The organism is bacterium (assembly GCA_018814885.1).
In the GTDB taxonomy this organism is placed as follows: Bacteria; Krumholzibacteriota; Krumholzibacteriia; order LZORAL124-64-63; family LZORAL124-64-63; genus JAHIYU01.
On sequence record JAHIYU010000075.1, the window covers coordinates 1 to 18075 of the forward strand.

The 18075-nt window shown below is 67.1% G+C and carries 18 protein-coding genes; all 18 read right to left on the minus strand.

Annotation, left to right across the window (positions count from 1 at the left end; genetic code table 11):
- The coding region (locus KJ554_04375) for a tetratricopeptide repeat protein (GenBank protein MBU0741574.1) at positions 1-321 on the minus strand (321 nt) is incomplete at its 3' end.
- 67 nt (positions 322-388) lie between these two features.
- Positions 389-1084, minus strand: coding sequence for a hypothetical protein (locus tag KJ554_04380; GenBank protein ID MBU0741575.1), 696 nt, complete (start codon positions 1082-1084; stop codon positions 389-391).
- Positions 1081-1953 (minus strand): hypothetical protein, encoded by an 873-nt coding sequence (locus KJ554_04385; GenBank protein MBU0741576.1) that lies wholly within the window; start codon positions 1951-1953, stop codon positions 1081-1083. Before KJ554_04385 ends, KJ554_04380 begins: the two co-directional genes overlap by 4 nt.
- A complete protein-coding gene (locus tag KJ554_04390) occupies positions 1950-2663 on the minus strand; it encodes a hypothetical protein (protein MBU0741577.1) in 714 nt (237 codons plus the stop codon). The genes KJ554_04385 and KJ554_04390 overlap by 4 nt, the downstream gene beginning before the upstream one ends.
- Before the next feature lie 5 nt (positions 2664-2668).
- Positions 2669-3481 (minus strand): hypothetical protein, encoded by an 813-nt coding sequence (locus tag KJ554_04395; protein ID MBU0741578.1) that lies wholly within the window; start codon positions 3479-3481, stop codon positions 2669-2671.
- Positions 3478-3855, minus strand: a complete 378-nt coding sequence (locus KJ554_04400) for a hypothetical protein (GenBank protein MBU0741579.1) — start codon at positions 3853-3855, stop codon at positions 3478-3480. The genes KJ554_04395 and KJ554_04400 overlap by 4 nt, the downstream gene beginning before the upstream one ends.
- Positions 3852-5510: an acyl-CoA dehydrogenase family protein gene (locus tag KJ554_04405; protein ID MBU0741580.1), complete on the minus strand. Its 1659-nt coding sequence runs from the start codon at positions 5508-5510 to the stop codon at positions 3852-3854. The genes KJ554_04400 and KJ554_04405 overlap by 4 nt, the downstream gene beginning before the upstream one ends.
- 125 nt (positions 5511-5635) lie before the next feature.
- Positions 5636-6562: a PhzF family phenazine biosynthesis protein gene (locus KJ554_04410; protein MBU0741581.1), complete on the minus strand. Its 927-nt coding sequence runs from the start codon at positions 6560-6562 to the stop codon at positions 5636-5638.
- A gap of 96 nt (positions 6563-6658) precedes the next feature.
- Complete coding sequence (acpS, locus tag KJ554_04415) at positions 6659-7036, minus strand: holo-ACP synthase (protein ID MBU0741582.1); 378 nt, start codon at positions 7034-7036, stop codon at positions 6659-6661.
- Positions 7033-7662 (minus strand): sugar transferase, encoded by a 630-nt coding sequence (locus KJ554_04420; GenBank protein MBU0741583.1) that lies wholly within the window; start codon positions 7660-7662, stop codon positions 7033-7035. Before KJ554_04420 ends, acpS begins: the two co-directional genes overlap by 4 nt.
- A gap of 68 nt (positions 7663-7730) precedes the next feature.
- Positions 7731-9347 carry a glycosyltransferase family 39 protein gene (locus KJ554_04425; protein ID MBU0741584.1) on the minus strand — a complete coding sequence of 539 codons (1617 nt, stop codon included), beginning with the start codon at positions 9345-9347 and terminating at the stop codon, positions 7731-7733.
- Complete coding sequence (locus KJ554_04430; GenBank protein ID MBU0741585.1) at positions 9344-10159, minus strand: DUF3108 domain-containing protein; 816 nt, start codon at positions 10157-10159, stop codon at positions 9344-9346. The genes KJ554_04425 and KJ554_04430 overlap by 4 nt, the downstream gene beginning before the upstream one ends.
- A gap of 12 nt (positions 10160-10171) precedes the next feature.
- The gene (locus KJ554_04435) at positions 10172-11242 is read right to left on the minus strand and encodes a glycosyltransferase family 9 protein (GenBank protein MBU0741586.1); all 1071 of its coding nucleotides are present in this window, start codon (positions 11240-11242) and stop codon (positions 10172-10174) included.
- Positions 11239-12402, minus strand: coding sequence for a glycosyltransferase family 9 protein (locus KJ554_04440; protein MBU0741587.1), 1164 nt, complete (start codon positions 12400-12402; stop codon positions 11239-11241). The genes KJ554_04435 and KJ554_04440 overlap by 4 nt, the downstream gene beginning before the upstream one ends.
- Complete coding sequence (waaF, locus tag KJ554_04445; protein MBU0741588.1) at positions 12399-14078, minus strand: lipopolysaccharide heptosyltransferase II; 1680 nt, start codon at positions 14076-14078, stop codon at positions 12399-12401. The genes KJ554_04440 and waaF overlap by 4 nt, the downstream gene beginning before the upstream one ends.
- Before the next feature lie 13 nt (positions 14079-14091).
- Positions 14092-15159 (minus strand): hypothetical protein, encoded by a 1068-nt coding sequence (locus KJ554_04450; protein ID MBU0741589.1) that lies wholly within the window; start codon positions 15157-15159, stop codon positions 14092-14094.
- Between the two features lie 31 nt (positions 15160-15190).
- Complete coding sequence (lon, locus tag KJ554_04455) at positions 15191-17554, minus strand: endopeptidase La (GenBank protein MBU0741590.1); 2364 nt, start codon at positions 17552-17554, stop codon at positions 15191-15193.
- Positions 17555-17596: 42 nt separating this feature from the next.
- Positions 17597-18055, minus strand: a complete 459-nt coding sequence (locus KJ554_04460; GenBank protein MBU0741591.1) for an Hsp20/alpha crystallin family protein — start codon at positions 18053-18055, stop codon at positions 17597-17599.
- Between the last annotated feature and the right edge of the window lie 20 nt (positions 18056-18075).

The window sequence follows — 18075 nt, forward strand, 5'->3', positions numbered from 1 at the left end:
CCGCGCCGGCGGCGCCGTCTTCCCCTCGTCGCTCCCGCAACGCGCCAGCGCCGCTGCGGCCAGCGTATGGTCGGGGTCGCGCTCGAGAACCCGCCGCAACTGCTCGGAGGCGGCTTTGCGCTCGCCGCTCTCCAGCAGGCACAGGCCCAGCAGCCAGCGCGCGGACAGGGAATCGGGACAGCGGACGAGACCGCCGTTCAGAAGCTCGATCGCTTGCGCATTGCCACCGGTGCGCCGGGTCAGATCGGCCAAGGGGATGAAATGCCGCGAATGCGGATTGCGCTCGTGCTGCATCTCGAAGTATCTGATCTTCCGCTGCAAGGCCTGCGACCGCCTCTCCGGATGAGGTGACTGGACCATGAAGTCTAGGCACGACAGCCACGCCCCGTCAAGATATCAGGCCCAGCCATTCGCCCAGCAATTCCTGGAAACGTCCGATCAGCAGTGCGAAGCGGGCCATCACGGCGGAGCCGAACGAGGCGCCGAAGGTCACCAGCATGAACATAAGCCCCAGACGGGCGACGCGGCCATAGGCGCCGCGATGCTCCCGGGTGTTGATGAAATAGACGAGGCCGCTGAGGGTGCCGATCAGGATCACCAGCGCCGCCAGCGATTCCTGCCACAGCCAGCGTCCGTCGACCATGGGCAACAGGCCCCGGCCGACGGTGGCCCTGATCTGATAGACGAAATCCGAGCGGATGTACCGCACGAGGCCATAGCCCGCCGTGGTGCCGATCACGAAGGCTGTGGGCCAACGACCCAGCCAGGCCCAGGACGGCACCAGACGGCAGAGCATCAGCAAACCCAGCGCCAGCGGCGCGAGCGCCGTGAGATCGGTCCCGCCCGGCACCGCCTCGGGACTGGTGACGCGGCTGGCCGCTGGCACCAGCTTCACGACCACCTGGGGCCAGAAGGTCGTCCAGAATCCTATGACCATCCAGTATGCCGCGCTGACGCCGACGAATATGTGCTCGGCGACCTTGTAGAAGGGGTTGTCGCGGTAGAGGAAGGAGAAGACCATCAGGGTCAGCAAGGCGCTCACCCAGACTGTCAGGTCGGTGCTGATGGCGATCGCCGCGATCATGGGCCCTCCCGCCGCTGCCGGCGCGTCAGCAGGAGACCGGCGTTGCCCAGGAGGATGAAGGCCACGATCACCACGTGCGCCACGGCCTGCGGACCCATGCCCCGGGTGGCCCGCTGCACGGGCGGCACCTCACCGGGATAACCCGCCAGCAGCGCCGCCTCGTATTCGGCGGCCCCCTTCAGGGCGCCCATGAGACCGACCAGCTGCATGGGGTAATACGGGAAGAACTGGGGCGCGCCGACGCCGGTGCACCCCCCCGCGATGGGCACGTCCAGCACATCGCCGGCGTAGAGGATCCACTCCTTGAGACCCGGCACGCCGGCCGAGAGACTCACGATCAGGCCGAAATCTCCTATCCCCCGGATGCCGTGCAGGGCGGGCAGATCCGACAAGGGCACACCGCTGATATCCAGCTCGTACCTGGCCGTCAGCGAATCGCGCAGCGAATTGATGAACATCTCGCCGCCCGCCTGGAAACCCAGGCGTACCCAGTCGCGGCCCTCCACGGCGTCGGGGAATTCCGTCAAGCAGATCTGCGACACGATCCGGGCGATCATGTTGTTGCCGGTGGGCCACAAGGAGATGAAACACACCGGATGTCCCGCCAGCAGCGCGTGGCGCGTCAGGGCCTCCGCCATCGGCTCCAGCTCGGGCGCCGAGCTCGGGGAATAATCCAGCGACAGCAGGATCGGCACGCCGGCGGGCAGCTTCTCGATGTGCTGGAAGATCGGTCTGACGACATCGCTGGGCCGGTCGGGGAAATACAGCCCCGACAGCAGCGCCCCGCAGACGGCCACCGCCATAACCAGGTAGATCCAGCGCCTGTCCAGAGTCTCGAACCGGGAGACGGCGGCGGCGAACCGGTTCATTTCCCCGACCTCCCCCCCTGCCCCTTCTCCACGCCCAGGATGAGCCGCATGGCCATGGCCACCACGCCGAGAGCGATACCGAGCATGATGGCGCGCTGTCCCGCCGTGTTGGGCACCTTGAGGATCCAGAGCGACAGATCCTCCATGCGCAGGAAGGTCAGCGGCGCCGGCAACCAGGCGGTCAGTGTCGCGCCGAAGGGGATACGACCCAGCAGCACGACCAGCGCCGAGACCAGCAGGATCGTCGATTCCACGCTTCGCGCGCGGAAGGCCCGAAACGAGGCGGACGAGATGTAGAAGGCGAGCAGTGCGTAGAGTGTCGCATGCAGGGGACTGAGCACGCTCTCGAAGATGCCCGTCAACCAGCTGTCCGGCGCGGCCACGTCCCCCTGCAGACCTGGTGGACCGCCGAACTTGGCGAATCCGACGATCAGCACCGCCACGAAACTCGCGAGCGTGACCATCGAGTAGCGCCAATCGGCGGCTCGCTCCCGCACCTTGCGCCAATGTGTCTTCATGAGGTTGACGCCGCCCAGGGTGAAGGCGAAGACGGCGAGCACGCTGAACCAGAGGGAGAAGTGCTGGTCGCAGAAGGCCAGCAGGCGCGAGGCGCCGGTATCGCCCGGCCCCTGCGGTCGCGTCGCGAAGGCGGAGGCGACCAGCAGCAGGGCCACCGTGGTCAGGATGATCTGGGTGATTCTCTGGCGCAAGCCACCTACCCCGTACGGAAAATGTTCATGAAGGCGTCACGCAGCCAGATCAAGGCGCCCGACCCCGTGAGTTCGGCCAAGGTGACGATCACGACGCCGGCGACGACGGAGGCAATGGCGGCGGCCTTGCCCAGATCCTGGCCGCGCAGGCTGCCGAGCATGGCGGGATCGCGTTCCAGCGAAGCGCCTGCCGCGAAGAACTCCTCCCCGATGAGGGTGTGGTCGCAGGCGGCCACGAAGAACGGCAGCTGGACCGGGCTGGCGGTGCCGGCGATCTGCACGGCGCCCACATGATGTCCTCCCTCGGCGAGCAGCAGCGATTCCGAGGCGAAAAAGCCCATGAAGAGGCAGAGGCCAGGCTTCTCGCGATCGATCAGACCGTCCACCCTCGCCACGAATCCCAGCTGGTCGTCGGAGATGTAGGTCACCTGATCGTCGTCCCAGAGATCCGCCCGGCCGGCTGCGACGTAGGCGTCCCGACAGATATCGCGTGCGGTCTCCATCACCATGCTGCGGCTGGTCGGGACGAAGAGCCGGCCACCGCATCTGGCGACCTGGGCGGCGACCGGCGCCAACACGGAAAGGGCGGCCACGGTCTGCATGTTGTCCAGATCGCGGACACCGGGCACGAAGAAGACCGGGCGCCCGGCCTCGGTGGCCCGGGCGACGGCCTGCTCGACCGCAGCGAGCGCGGTGAAAGGCCTCACGCGTATCTCGCACCCCCGACGCGCACGCAGGATGGACCAGGCGATCAGCCCGCAGAGCACTCCCGTCACCAGCAGCACGTTCCAGGCCTGGCTGTCGAGGTAGACGCTCACGACGGTTCCGTCCGGCCGACCGGCGGGTCCCCGTTTCCCTCCAGACATGCCAGCAGCAGGTCCAGATTGGCGCGCTTCTCCAGGATGCGCGCCAGACGGGATGCGCTCTCGCCGGGAACCACGACGTCAAGCACCGGCGCTGCGACATGAAGGACCTGGGAGCCCAGAAACGACAGGGGACGCAGACTCGCCAGCCAGAGGATGGCGGCCGAGGCCAGCCCGGATTCGCGCACGCGGGCGGCCAGATCGTGCAGGAAGCGCATATCCTCGGCGGCCAGCCCGGGCGAATCCGCGGGGCGGTCCTCCGCACGACCCTCCGAGTCGAACGGACGGCTGCGGCCGTGCGCCCGGTGCGTGCCTGAGAGGCGGCTCATCGGACCTGCCGCTTGATGTACTCCGTGACCGCAGAGACGTCCTCGAGGTGTCCCAGATGTGCGGGCAGGAGATCCGCCGAGGCGAGGCCGGAGGCGAATTTGCGGATTTCCGACACCGCCGCCGTATCGGCGGGATCTTCCGTCCCGGCAGCGCAGGCGATGGCGCCGCGTCCCACGTCTGCGAGCACGCGTCGGGCCTGCAACCGGCTCATGGCCGCGAAGACGCCGGCGCCCTTATCGCCCGCATCGGCCAGTGCCCGGGCGCGGCGGCAGAAGGCGCCGGCGACTTCGCAGGCGGTCATCATGTCGGCCAGCGTGAACTGGACGGCCTGGCGCGTGGCCGTGCGCTTCGTGTGGCAGAACTGGATCGCTGCGTTGAGATCCCGCGTCGCGGCGGCGACGAGGCCGGCCCCCAGGTCGCCCTGCCGGGCGTGGAGTTCGTCCAGCCCGGCCGCCTGGGCTTCGTACCAGCCGCCCTTCGAGCGAACCGTCTCCTTCCAGCGGAACATGCCGATGATGCTTTGCAGGATCTCGCTGGTGCCCTCATAGATCGTGGTGATGCGCACGTCGCGCTTGATCTTCTCCACGATGTACTCGCGCGTGTAGCCATATCCGCCCAGAGCCTGCATCGCGTCCTCGGCGGTCTTGTTCCCCGCCTCCGTACACCACAGCTTGGCGACGGCGCCCTCGACCTGCAGACCCTCCTCGCCGGCGTCGAGCCGGCCGGCGATCTCTTCGGCGTACGCGCGCCCGGCTTCGAGCGCGACCCAGTTGGGCACGATCAACTTGGCGCAGTAGCCTTCCTTCTCGATGAGCGGCGAACCGAACTGGATCCGTTCCTTGGCGTAGCGTACCGCGCGTTCGAGGGCGGCCTTGCCGGCGCCCAGCCCGAAAGCACCGACCATCAGGCGCGTGTAGCCGAAGACGGCGTTCGCCTGCTTGAGGCCCTGCCCCTCCACGCCGCCGATGAGCTGGTCGACCGGGACTTCCACGTCCTCCAGGACGACACTCGCGGTGTCGGAGGCGCGTATGCCGTGCTTGTCCTCGTGCCGGCCGGCGGTAAGGCCGGGCGTCTCGCGTTCGACCACGAAGAAGGTGGGACCCTCGGGTGCCTTGGCCAGGATGGTGTAGATCTCGGCCACGCTGCCGTTGGTGATGAACTGCTTGGTGCCGTTGATGCGGTAGCCCGTGACGCGGCCGTCGCCGTCGGTGATGCGCGTCGCCACCGTTTGCAGGGCGGCCACGTTGCTGCCCGCGGCGGGTTCCGTGACCCCGTACGCCACGATCCTGCCCTCGGCGATCTTGCCCAGCCACTTGGACCTCTGCGCGTCGGTGCCGCCGACGATGATCGGATCGGTGCCCAGGCAGATGGCCAGAAAAGAGGTCGCCAGTCCCAGGTCGATCACCGCCATCTCCTCCGAGACGCGGCAGACATCCAGGGCGCCGCCGCCAAGCCCTCCCACCTCCTCGGGCAGGAAGACCAGGTGCAGTCCCACCTCGGGAGAGAGCAGCGTCTTGATGAACGCCAGGGGGAATTCGTCCCTGACGTCCAGTTCGAGCTGACGTTCCTCGGGCATGTCCCTCAGGCACACCTGGCGCATGGCCTCGATCATCATGTCGCGCATCTCTGGGCTGAGTCCGGCGGTCCTGGTCATGGGTCTCTCCTGGTCTACTCGCCTAGGTCGGAATCTTCATGCTGAAGCTCCGGTGGGGTGTCGACCCCCCGCAGGAACTCGCTTTCTCGCAGCTCTCCATCGTGAATCATCCGGGCCTGAGCTTTTCAGGTCATCTGCTCCGTGTCGAAGGATATCCGGCCTTCGCCGATGTTCACGCAGTGACCGCCGACGCGAATCGCCACGGCCTTGCCGTCCTCGACGTCGGCCTGGACGAACAGACGGCTCGGCCTGCCCATCTCCAACCCCTGCTCGCAGACGATCCGGGCTTCCGCGCCGGCCGGGACGAGCCGGTGCTTGATCATGTACGCGATCAGGGAGCCCACGGCGCTGCCGGTCGCGGCATCCTCGGGGATGCCGAAGCCGTGGGCGAACATGCGGCAATGAACATCCGCATCCCGGCTCTCGGTCTCGCACGTGAAGACGAAGAGATCGCCGAAACCGAGATCGTTCATGATCTCGCGCGCCCCGGCTGCACTGAGCTTGATGCTGCGCATCGTGTCCAGGGAAGCGAGCGGCACGATGTGGATCGGCAGACCCGCCGAGACGATCTCGCAGGGCATGCCCGTGATGGCGATGTCCTGTTCGTCGAGTCCGAGCGCGCGCGCCACCTTGCCGCGCTGGTAGTATTGTCCGATGAACTCCGCGGGCTCATGCGCCATGCTGAACAGGGTGTCCCCGTTCTCCCACTTGAGCGTCACCGGATGAAAGCCCGTCTCCGTCTGCCAGGTGAAGGTCGTCTCGGGCTGGCTGCGGGCGATGAGACCGCGCGTAAACAGTGCGCAGGTGGCGCCTACGACCGACAGACCGGACAGGGGGACCTCGGCCGACGGCGTGAAGATACGCAGCCGGGCCTGGCGGGCCGCGGCGTCGGCCCCGGTCACGAAGGCCGTTTCGGGCGTCCCCATCTCGCTGGCTATGATCTGCATCACCTTGGCCGACAGTCCACCGCCCTCGGGAAAGAGCGTCAGGCGGCTGCCGCCGAACGGCACACGCGTGAAGACGTCCATCAGCATGTAGTCACGTTCGACCAAGGCCAGCGCACCTCGGAGTTGAGGACGGACTGTCAACGGGAGACGGCGAGCTGACGCATGTTAGCGTTTCGCCCCGGCCAATTCAAGGGGTCACTGTCAGGAGGTAAGAACGACCACGGCCATGGCATGCTCGCGTTCGTGGCTGAGGCTCAGGAGGATGCGCCCGGCGCCGGTGGCGGCATAGGCATCGCGGGCCGGGCCGTGCAAGCTGAGTCCGGTTGCGCCGTCATGGTCGCCGATGACCTCGATATCCCGGTACATCACACCCTGGGCAGCCGCCCCCAGCGCCTTGACGAAGGCCTCCTTGGCCGCCCAGCGCGCGGCCAGGGTCGCGGCTTCCCCGCCGTTCCTGCCGTGCGCGAGCGCGATCTCGTCGGGCCGGAAACAGCGCTGCAGGAAACGATCGCCGTGGCGCTCCACCGCGGCGGCGATCCTGCCCACCGAGACGATGTCGCAACCCAGTGCGAGCATCAATAGGCCCCCTTGCGCTCGATGACCGCCGGGATCGTCCGTGACAGCACCCACAGGTCGAAGCGCAGGCTCTGCTGGCGGACATAGGCCAGGTCCAGCGCCATCCATTCGGTGAAATCGAGCTGGCTGCGACCGGAGACCTGCCAGAGACAGGTCAGCCCGGGCTTTACCAGCAGTCGGCGTGCCTGGGCCGGCGTGTATTGCGCCACCTCGTTCGGGATCTGAGGGCGCGGGCCCACGATGGACATGTCGCCCCTCAGGACGTTGAACAGCTGGGGAAATTCGTCCAGGCTGCTGCTGCGGATGAAGCGGCCCACGCCGGTGATGCGGGGATCGTCCTGGATCTTGAAGGCCGCGCCCGTCGCCTCGTTCAGATGTCCCAGTTCTGACTTGCGCGCTTCGGCGCCCCGTTCCATGGAGCGGAACTTGTAGCACAGGAACGTACGTCCCCGGTACCCGACCCTCTCCTGCTTGAAAAACAACGGGCCGGGGGAATCAATCTTGATCATCAGGATCAAGAATGGCAGCAGCGGCAGGATCAGGAGCAGGCCGAGGAGTGCGCCTGCGATGTCGATCAGGCGTTTGACCACGCTGAACAGACGCGATCCATCGGGCACCGGCCCATGGATATCGTCGGCGATGAAGCTCTCGTACCCGCCGGCCTCGGCGAACACATCAGTCTCCCCTTGCGCGATCTTCACGGGGCATCCACCTCCGCTGCTGGCGGAGCCCGGCGTGGCGCGTTTCCGTCGCGCACGACCCGCAGCAAGCGCACGCCGGGAAAAGTGCGGTCGGTCGCGACGTACCCCAGCTCTGCCAGGGCCACGGGCAGGTAGTGGGACGGATCGAGCGCCGCGCTCCGACTCAGGACCAGCCAGGCCATGGGCGCGTCTCCCACGCGTTCGGCGACGAGGCGTCGCGCGGTCGCCAGGTCATCTACGGGTCCGCTCTGCCAGAAATCCTTCACCACTGCGGCCCCTTCGTAATAGAGCGTGAAAACGTCCGTCACCACCGGCACCAGCACCGGCTCCCCCGGCTCGCCGTGGGCCGCGACCCATGCGGCCGCGGCGCGGATGTCGTCCCGGGCGTAGCGGTCCGACAAATGGTAGTTCGCCGTGGACCAGAGGGTCAAGGCGAGCCAGGCGGTTCCAGCGAGCGCGGCAGCGCGGCCCGGCAGGCGCGCGACACCCAGGGCCGCCGCGCAGAGCAGCAAGGGCAGCAGGGTCGCCAGATAGCGCGGCGTGAAGGTCTTGATGTCAGCCAGCCGCAGGGCCGTCAGAACGAGCACCGGCACGACCAGCCAGACGAACAGGGTGAGGCGCGAGCGCGCGCGCAGCCGGGACAGCCCGTAGAGGAAGAGCGCGCCGGCCAGGAGACCGGCGGTCGCCAGCAGCGGCAGACTCGCCTTGACCAGCGCCAACCGGTCCGGTCGATGGAGCTCGGTCAGGGTCGGTCCGAGCGTGAAGCCATAGAACATCGCGTAGAACGTGAAGGGGTAGGCCCAGACGCTGAGGCTCATGGCGCCCGCCGGCTGCAGTCCGCCCCCGCCGCCCGGCGCCAATCGTCCCACGTACCAGTAGCCGGTGGCCTGGAGCAGCCAGGGCAGAGCGACGAGACCAACCAGGCCGAAAGCCGTCAGCCATCCTCGCCGGTGCTCCCGTCGCCACGGTCTGGCGAAAAACAGCACGGCGAGAGCTTGCGCCAAGATCAAAAAGAGGGCCGACATGTTGCTCAGCACGGCCAGTCCGGACAACAGGCCGAAGGCGACTCCGCGCCGGACAGTCGCGCCGTCGCGCAGCATACGCGTCAGCACAAGGGTGGCGGCCAGGCTCCACAGCACGAGAAAGGCGTATCCCCGCGCCTCCTGGCTATACCAGATGTGGAAAGGGCTGATGGCCAGCAGGAGGGCGGCCCATTCGCCGCAGCGGCGATCTCCCAGCTCCTGGCCCAGGCGCATGATCAACGGGACGGCAGCCACGCCCGCCACGGCGGCGGGCAGGCGCATGAGGAATTCGGAGAGGTTGTCCCGGACGAAAGGCCAGAGCACGGCCATGTACAGGGGACCCTGGATGTTGTCGCGGAACTGCTCCCAGAAGCCGTGCCCCGGCCCCGGGTTCACCATGCGCCAGGTGAAGACCTCGTCGATCCAGAGCGAATCGGCGCCGAGGCGGTAGAATCTCAGCACCGCCGCCAGCAGGATCACTAGCGTCACGTAACGCCAGTCGGCCTCGCCGTCCGCTGCGCGCCCCGTCCGCGACCGCCAGGGATTCTCCACCGGGCGGGCCGTGAGGCTCCCTCCGCGCTCGGATCTCACCTCGGTCCGGCTTCCGGCAACGTTTCACCCATGGTGAACTCCTTCAATGAAGCGTCGATGGCGCCGACCTTGACCTTGGTCTTCATCAGCACCGGCAAGCGGCGCTCGTCCGCGGTCAGCCAGATGGTCAGCTTGCCTTCGAACTGGAACAGGCCTTCACCGAGAATGATCGGCTCCACCTTGAAGCAGTCGAAAGTCCCGGCCGGCACACTCACGGTCTCGCGACCGTGCACGATCACTTCCAGATCGTAGTTCTTGTGGGAGCTGTGGGTGTGAATGAACGCGCTGGCGCCCGGCTGCAGATCCATGGTGCGCACGAAATAGAAGGCCGAGAGGATATCGTGCACTCCGAACGGGATCTCCAGCTCGCGCCGATCCGCATAGTGGGCCACACCCGCCTCGTGATCGAACCTGATGGCGATGTTCTTGCGGTAGTCCCCCTCCCGCAGGCGCTTGCTGAAGTATCGACTGAACAGGGTCTCGGCGTCGATGTGCGACACGACCTTGTCGCGGACCATGTAGAAAGCCGAGAAGAACCTGTTCGAGATGGCCTTGCTCTCGACGCGATAGCACAACCGGCCGTCCGATTCGACCATGTCGCGAACCTCGAGCGAGGCTTCTCCCGCGTTCACCGGACCGTAATCGATCGAGAAGAGCAGGAACTCACCGGGTGCGTACGGGACGCGGGCATAGGCCGGTTTCGGATCAGATACGGCCGAATCCGTGGCAGCCAACGCACCCATGGCGACGGACGCGCCGGCCGGGACCAGCCAGCAGCCAAGGAACGTCACGATTCGTAGAAGTCCATTCATGAAGAAATCCGATCAACTGTCGGCTGCGTCCACCGTCCGCACGCCGCTGAGGACCTGGCGCACCGCCTCGGCGACCATCTCCGCGCTAAGTCTCGTCATGCACGGATGGTCGGGCAGGGGGCACAGCGGCAAATCGCACGGTGAACAGTCTTCACCCGTCCGGACGGCAACATGCAAGGGGTGTTCCGGGTTCCAGCCGCCCGGATCGGTCGGGCCGAAGAGCGTGACCGTCGGCACGCCCATGACCGCCGCCAGGTGGCGGGGCCCGCTGTCGGTGGCGACGAGGACGTCAAGCCGGCCCACGAGATCGGCCAGCTCGCACAGATCCGTCGGCGGGGGACAGATGATCTCCGGCACTTCGGCCAGCAGAGGCGCCAGGACGGATTCCTCCCCGGGACCCGGCAGCAGCACGACCGTCGTGCCCTCGCGCAGGATAATCCGCGCGAGGCGCGCCGCAGCCGCGAGTGGCCACGACTTGGCCGGCCAGGTCGCACTGAGCACCAGTCCGAGGCGGGGACGGGCCCGCGCTTCCAGCCGCGCCCGCCAGCGGAGGTAGGGGCCGCCGAGTTGCGAGTCCGCGAAATCAAAACGTCCCCTCGGCAGCCACGGGAGGAGCGACAGGCCCAGCGCGCGCAAGGGATCGAGGAAACTCTCGCCCGCGAACTGGCGCAGCGACAGGTCCCGCGACCGGTTGCGCGGCACGCGCACGTTGTAGGCCCAGCTGCGCCAGCGCAGATCGTATCCCACCCGCCAGCGGGCACCGCTAAGGGCCGTCCAGAGCGCCGTCTGCGGAGTGCTCAGGAAATCGATCACCAGATCGTAATGCCGCCGCCTCAACATGCCTATCCAGGCCAGCGCGCCCAGTCTGTCGCGCTCATCCCAGGCCAGCACGTTCACCCCCGCGCGGGAGCCGAACAACTTCGCCAGGGAACGATCCACGACCAGATCCAGTTCGGCATCGGGCAGGGCCTCGTGGAGGGACAGCACCGCAGGCAAGGTGACCAGCGCGTCGCCCAGCGCCCGCCGCCGGATCATCAGGACCCGCCGTGGCGCGGCGATCGACAGCGATCCGGCCTCTCTCATGGCTTCTCCCCGCTCGCGAGGTGAAGTGCGGCGATCGCGTCCATGACCTGGCCGGGCGTCAAGGCGGGGAGACAGACGAAGTCGCCGCATTCGTGCAGGTCACAGGGGTGGCAGCGAGGGCGCGTGCACAGGGCCCGGTAGGGCCCGAAGGATCCGTAGGGGAACCAGATGTCGGGATCGGTCGGTCCCAGCAGCGCGACTGTGGGCCGGGCCAGGGCCACGGCCGCGTGCATCAGTCCCCCGTCCACGGTGATCACGAGTCCGCTGTGAGTGACCGCGGCCAATGCGTCGTCGAGGGACAGGGGCGGGAGACAACCGCCGTGGGGCAACCCCGAACGAGCCAGGGCGGCGCGGTAGGCGTCGCCGCCGTCGGGGGGTGGGAGCATCACGACCGGTCCGCGTCCGTCGTCCGCGAGGGCGCGCGCAAGCCGCCGCCAGTTTTCGGGCGGCCAGGCCTTGGACGGCCAGGTCGCACCGGGTACGAGCAGCGTGTAACCGCGCGGCGACTCCACACCCAGGTCGTGCAGGGCGCTACGGACTTTCCGGCTCATGGCGAAGGGATGCAGAACCGGTCCCAGCCCGACGGGAAACTCCTCGAGATACCAGGCGCGAAAATCCAGCCCGCTAGGATGGTGCCGCAAGGGCAGCAGGCGCCCCAGGTGCTCGCCGAGCGCGCCGGGTGCCGCCCGGCGGAACGTCTGGTCCGCCGCCGGCGCAGGTACTTTCGGGGCGTGGGTGAAGAGCCGGCTGCGGATGCCCCGTGCGCCGCCGATCCGGAACCGGGAGCCGGAGAGTCGCATCAGCCAGGCGCTGCGGGGATTGTAGAGGAGGTCCACGCCGAGGTCGTAACGGCGGCGGCGCAGTTCGCCGACGGTATGCCAGGTGCCGCGGCCACCGGGTGCCTGCACTCCCCGGGCGAACCGGCGCGCGGCGGCATCCGGTCCCCGGCGCGTGCTCACCAGTGCGTGGACCCGCGAGAGGCAGGGATGGTCCCTCAGGAGGGGCGCGCCCTGCGATTCGCAGAGGTACCCCAGGTCCAGGTCGGGATCGCCTCGGCGCAGTACCTGGAGCACGACGGTGGACATGACGATGTCGCCCAGATAGCGCAACCTGGAAACCAGCACCGAGCGCAGCCGCACGCCGTCCACCTGCCAGCTCAAGTATTCAGCTCCCCCAGGATGTCGTCCACGGCACGCGCCAGATCGTCCAAGATCTTCACGCGCCAGACGGGATCCACGTCACGCGCCGTCTCGCGGCCCCGGCCCGTCTCGACAAGGTAAGTGCCCATGCCGAAATGGCGACCGAGCTCGAGGTCCGAGAGCTTGTCGCCGATGATCCACGCGCGCTCAGAATGCCAACGGAGCCGGCGAGCCGCGGCGTCCAGCATACCGGGACGCGGCTTGCGGCAGTTGCAGTCGTCCTCGGGCGCGTGAGGGCAATAGTAGACGCCGTCCAGCGCCACACCCTCGGCGGCCAGGAGGGCATCGACGCGCTCCTGCACCGCCGCGAACTCGCGCTCCGAATAGTAACCTCGGCCGATGCCCGACTGGTTCGTCACGACCACCAGGCGCAGACCGGCGGCAGCGGCGCGCGCCAGGGCCGCGGCGACCCCCGGCAGCAACCTCACCCGGGCAGGGTCGCTGATGTATTCCGTGTCCTCGATGATGACGCCGTCCCGGTCGAGGAAGAGGATCGGTGCCGCCGTCATCCCGGGCGTGTCCGGCGGGGGTTCGCGGCAGCAGGAGGGACCTGATCCCGGCACCATCGAGAGCGCGTCCGCCGCCCCGAGTATCCGCCGCGCGGCGATGCTGTCCAGGCAGAAGCTCTCCCGGGGACACGACGGCAGGTAGCAGGGCTGACAGGGGAATCCCTCGGCGCGTACCGAGGTCGCCGCCGGTCCGCGCGGACGGGTCCAGGCGGTGCTCGTGGAACCGTAGATGCCCACCGTGGCCTTGCCCAGGGCGGCCGCGAGATGCATCAGGCCGCTGTCGTTGCCGACGAAAACCGCCGCCTCCCGCAGTAGCGAAGCAACCTCGACCAGGGACGTGCGGCCCACGAGATCGTGACAGCCGGGCTGCTCGCCAAGGCGGTCCCGCCACGGACGATCGACCAGCGAGCGCACCCTCCTCGCCGTGCCGCTCGCAGCGATGTCGCCGATCAGGGCCACGCGTACATCGTCTCGCGCGAGCAGTTCTGCGATCAGTTCCGCCTGCCGTTGCGGCGGCCAGGATTTGGCGTCGCCGTAAGTGGCGCCCACGGACAGCAGCCACAACGGCGGCTTCGAGTCCACATCCCTCTCACCTGGATTCGCGACACCGGCCCCCAGACGGGGATACGGTGGCACCGGATGGGCCGGCGGCTGGCAACCCAGGCAGTCCCGGGCCCAGGCCCGATAGAGCAGGCCCAACTCCTCGGTGTAGTGCATGGTGCCTCGCGGCGGACGTGCGACGGGCGCGGTGAGCAGCAGGGAGCGGGCGTCCCCCCTGAACCCGATTCGCGCTGGGATGCCGGATATGCGGGCGACGACGGCGGCGCGCAGGGAGGGCGGCAAAAGCATGACGGCCGGGTACTTCCCTCTGCGCCACTCCGCAGCCTGGCGCCAGACACCCCGCCAACCGGCATGCCGCCCCCGGCGTGAGTATCGGATCACTCCGGACAGCCTCGGGTCGTCCGCCAGCAGGGGCAGCCAAGCCTCGCGGACGGACACGTGCAAGTCCGGACAAGGAAGATCGAGATCCCGCTCGCCCGCGGCGAAGAGCTCCAGCAACGAGGTGGCCATGACCAGATCGCCGAGCCAGTTCGGCGCCGCCAGGAGGAGGGTCATGCGCCGGGCCATGGCGACCTCCTCGTCAACGCGCGCTCCGCACGGCCTCGACAGCTTCCATCAACGTCTCGATGTCCACGCGCTGGCCGCCCTTGACGCGCAGAACGCGGACGTGCGGATAACCGTCGGGCACCCAGGATGCATCGTCCTCCTTGAGAAAGAGTCCGAGCGTGGGCACGCCCGTCGCGACCGCGAAATGGAAGAGGTCCGTGTTGCCCGCGATGAACAGATCGCACAACGCGGCCAGCAGGACCGTATCGAAGAGGGTCTCGCGCGGCAGGCTGAGGGGCGGTACGGTCAACCCGGACTCGAAGCGCTGCAGCAGCTCCGGGTCGGCGTCGATGCTCAGGGGCAGGGTACGGCATGGCATCTGGCTGGCCAGCTGGTTCATGACGAAATGGAGGTTCTGGGCCGCTAGGCCGACGCCGGCTTTGCCGAGCGCGGGATCGACGCCCACCAGCACCTCGTCCTGCCGCGGTTTGTTGAAATGGATGAGCTGGCGCATGCGGCGCACGCGCTCCTCGGGCAGGGGCCAGGCGCGGTCGCGGGAGAAGGCCGGCAGCCCGAGGAAGGGCGCGGCGGCGGAGAGCCTCTCGCCGCGGTAGCGGTCGTCTGGCTCGCGCTGGCGTATCTCGAAATTGACGGCGGGGAAGGAACCGCCATGGGAAGGGCCGAGTCGCAGCTTCGCGCCGCTGGCCAGGGCTACGGCCTCGAGACCGGCCTGGGGCGTAAACGACATGACCACGCTCAGGTCGTACTCGCGCTTGCGGACGTTTTTGAGCAGGGAATACATGCCGGGGCTCCACGGCTGCAACTGCCGCCGCCGGTAGACGAGGCAGTGGTGTGCGATGCCGCTCGGCGCGATCAGCGGAGCATGCTCCTCGGGAATCAGGAAATCGATGCGCGCACGGGGATACTCTTCCCGCACCGTCTGCAACAAGGGCATGTGGAAGAGCAGATCGCACAGGTCTCCGTTGTCTATGGCCAGCAGGCGGGATTCCATGCCCAGGGTGCCCGGAAGGCTGAAGGCCCCCGCCTCGCCCCTGGCGATGAAACGTCCCAGAAGACCGGTCAAGAAGCTGCCGTCCACCACCGTCCACCCTTCCTCGTGCGTCGGATCATCGTCATTCCGCGAGTGCGGGGAATATCTCCGCGAACACCTCGTCCACGTGCTTCACGCAGACGAAAGTGATGTCCTTGGCCGCCTCTTCGGGGATGTCTTCCAGGTCCGCCTCGTTCTGGTTGGGCATGATGATCTTGCGTATGCCCGCCCGGTGTGCGGCCAGCACTTTCTCCAGCAGTCCGCCGATGGGCAGGACATCGCCGGTCAGGGTGATCTCGCCGGTCATCGCCGTGCGCCTGTCGATGGCCTCGCCCACCATCAGCGAGAAGAGCACGGAGGCCATCGTGATACCTGCGCTGGGTCCGTCCTTGGGGATGGCGCCGGCGGGGATGTGGATATGGATGTCCAGATCCTTGAAGAAAGCGGCGTGTTGCGACTGCGCGCCCCACTGGCCGCGCAGATAGGAGTACGCGGCGTTCGCCGATTCCTGCATCACGCTGCCCAGCTGGCCGGTCAGTTTCAACTGTCCGCTGCCGTTGGGCAACGTCACGCCCTCCAGGTAGAGGATCTTGCCCCCTACGGAAGTCCAGGCCAGACCAGTGGCCACACCTACCTTGGTCCGGCTGCGCAGCCGGTCTGGGTCGTAGTCTGCGTGACCCAGGTAGTCCACGAGGTTCTTGGCGGAGATCACCTGGCGCTTCCGCTTGCCGCGGGCGACCATCTTGGCGACCTTGCGGCATACGCTGCCGATCTTGCGCTCGAGTTCACGCACCCCGGCCTCTCGCGTGTAGCCGGCGATCAGAGCGCGAACCCCCGCGTCGGTGAATCTGATGTACCGTCCGGTCAGTCCGTTCTCCTCCACCTGGCGCGGCACCAGGTACCGCTTGGCGATTTCCATCTTCTCCAGGTTGGTGTAACCCGGCAGGTTGATAACCTCCATGCGGTCGAGCAGGGGGCGCGGGATGGTGTCCATCATGTTCGCGGTGGTGATGAACAGGACATGGGACAGGTCGAAGGGCACCGATATGTAATGGTCGGTGAACGAATTGTTCTGCTCGGGGTCCAGCACCTCCAGCAGGGCGCTGGCCGGGTCGCCGCGGAAGTCCTGGCCGAGCTTGTCGATCTCGTCCAGCATGATCAGGGGATTGTTGGTGCCGCAATCCTTCAGGCCGGTGATGATGCGGCCGGGCATGGCGCCGACGTAGGTGCGCCGGTGCCCCCTGATCTCCGCCTCGTCGCGCATGCCGCCGAGCGAGAAGCGGAAGAACTCACGTCCGATGGCGTCCGCGATGCTGCGCCCCAGCGACGTCTTGCCGACGCCCGGCGGTCCCACGAGGCAGATGATGGGGCCGCGGTGATCGCCCTTCAACTTGCGCACCGACAGGAACTCAAGGATGCGCTCCTTCACGTCCTCCAGACCGTAGTGGTCCCGCTCGAGGATCTTCTCGGCCCGCTTGATGTCCAGCTTGTCCTCGGAACTCGCCAACCAGGGCAGATCTAGCAGCCAGTCGATGTAGGTCTTGCTGACCGTGTATTCGCTGGCTCCCGGCGACATGCGGGAGAGGCGGCTCACCTCCTTCTCCGCCGTCGTGCGCACGTGCTCGGGGAGATCGGCCTGGGCCAGCCGCTCGTTCAGGTCCTCGATCTCCACCGACGTGTCGTCCGTATCGCCCAGCTCGCGCTGGATCGCCTTGAGCTGCTGCCGCAGATAGTACTCGCGCTGATCCTTGTCTATGGATTTGCGCACCTTGGTCTGGAGCTTCTGCCCGAGCTCCACGACCTCGAGCTCCCGGACCACGATCTTGGCCAGGATCTGCAGCCGCTCGAGCGGCGCCACGGCTTCCAGCACGGACTGCTTCTCGTGGACGTCGATGTCCAGATTTGTGGCGATGAGGTCCGCGAGTCGCCCAGGGTCGTCTATGTTCATCACCACGATCTTCAGCTCGTCCGAGAGGGTCTCGCTGGCGTCCACGATCTTCAGGAAATTGTTGGCCACGCCGCGCATGTAGGCCAGCGTCCTGGGATCGTTTGCCGTTTTCTCCGGGACGGCTTCCACCGCCGCCTTGAGATAGGGCTTGTCGGTGATGAACTCCTTGATGCGGATGCGCGCCACGCCCTGGCCGAGCAGGCGCATGCTGCCGTCGGGGAAGCGCAGCATCTTCTGGATCTTGACAGCGGTACCGATATGGTAGAGCAGCTCCTCTCCCCGCGTTTCGGCTTCCTCCCCGTCATCGCTCTCATCCAGTTCGCGCTGCGCGAAGGCGCCCAGGATCTTGTCGCTCGCCAGGCAGTCGTCAGCGAGCTGGATGAGGTTCTCGTCGCTCAGCACCAGAGGCACCATCATGTAGGGGAAGATGACTGCTTCGCTGATCGGCAGCACAGGTAATATTTCCGGAACGAAGCCCTCGCCCTGTTCGGTGTCCATGCTGTTGGTCTCGTCGTTCATCAAGAGGTATCCTCTTTGCGGTTACTTGTCCCCGCCGTCGACGTCGATGCGCCTACGGCCCTTTTCCCGACGATCTCCCTTGCGGAACGTGACGTAGAGGAACCCATTGCGGTAGCGCGCCACAGCACTCTTTGCGATCACCGGCACGGGTATCATCAGACGTCTCGCGAACGGGCCGACATTTATCTCCATCTTGAAGTAATGCTTCTTCCCCGCCGGCGCGATGTCGCTGCGGGCGCCGCGTATCGTCAAGCTGTCGCCGTCCGTCAACACCTCGATGCCGGTCGGATCCATGCCGGCCAGATCGATCTGGACGATGAACTCAGCGTCCGTCGTATAGGCGTCTGTCGCCGGGCGCCATGAGAGATCTTCATCCAGACCGAGCGGACGCGTGGCCCGCGAATAGGAGGTCACAAGTATCTCGAATATGTCGTCCATCTGACCTGGACCATCCGGTTTGAGCTCTCCGCTGATGATCATCCCGTCCTCCCCCGAATAAT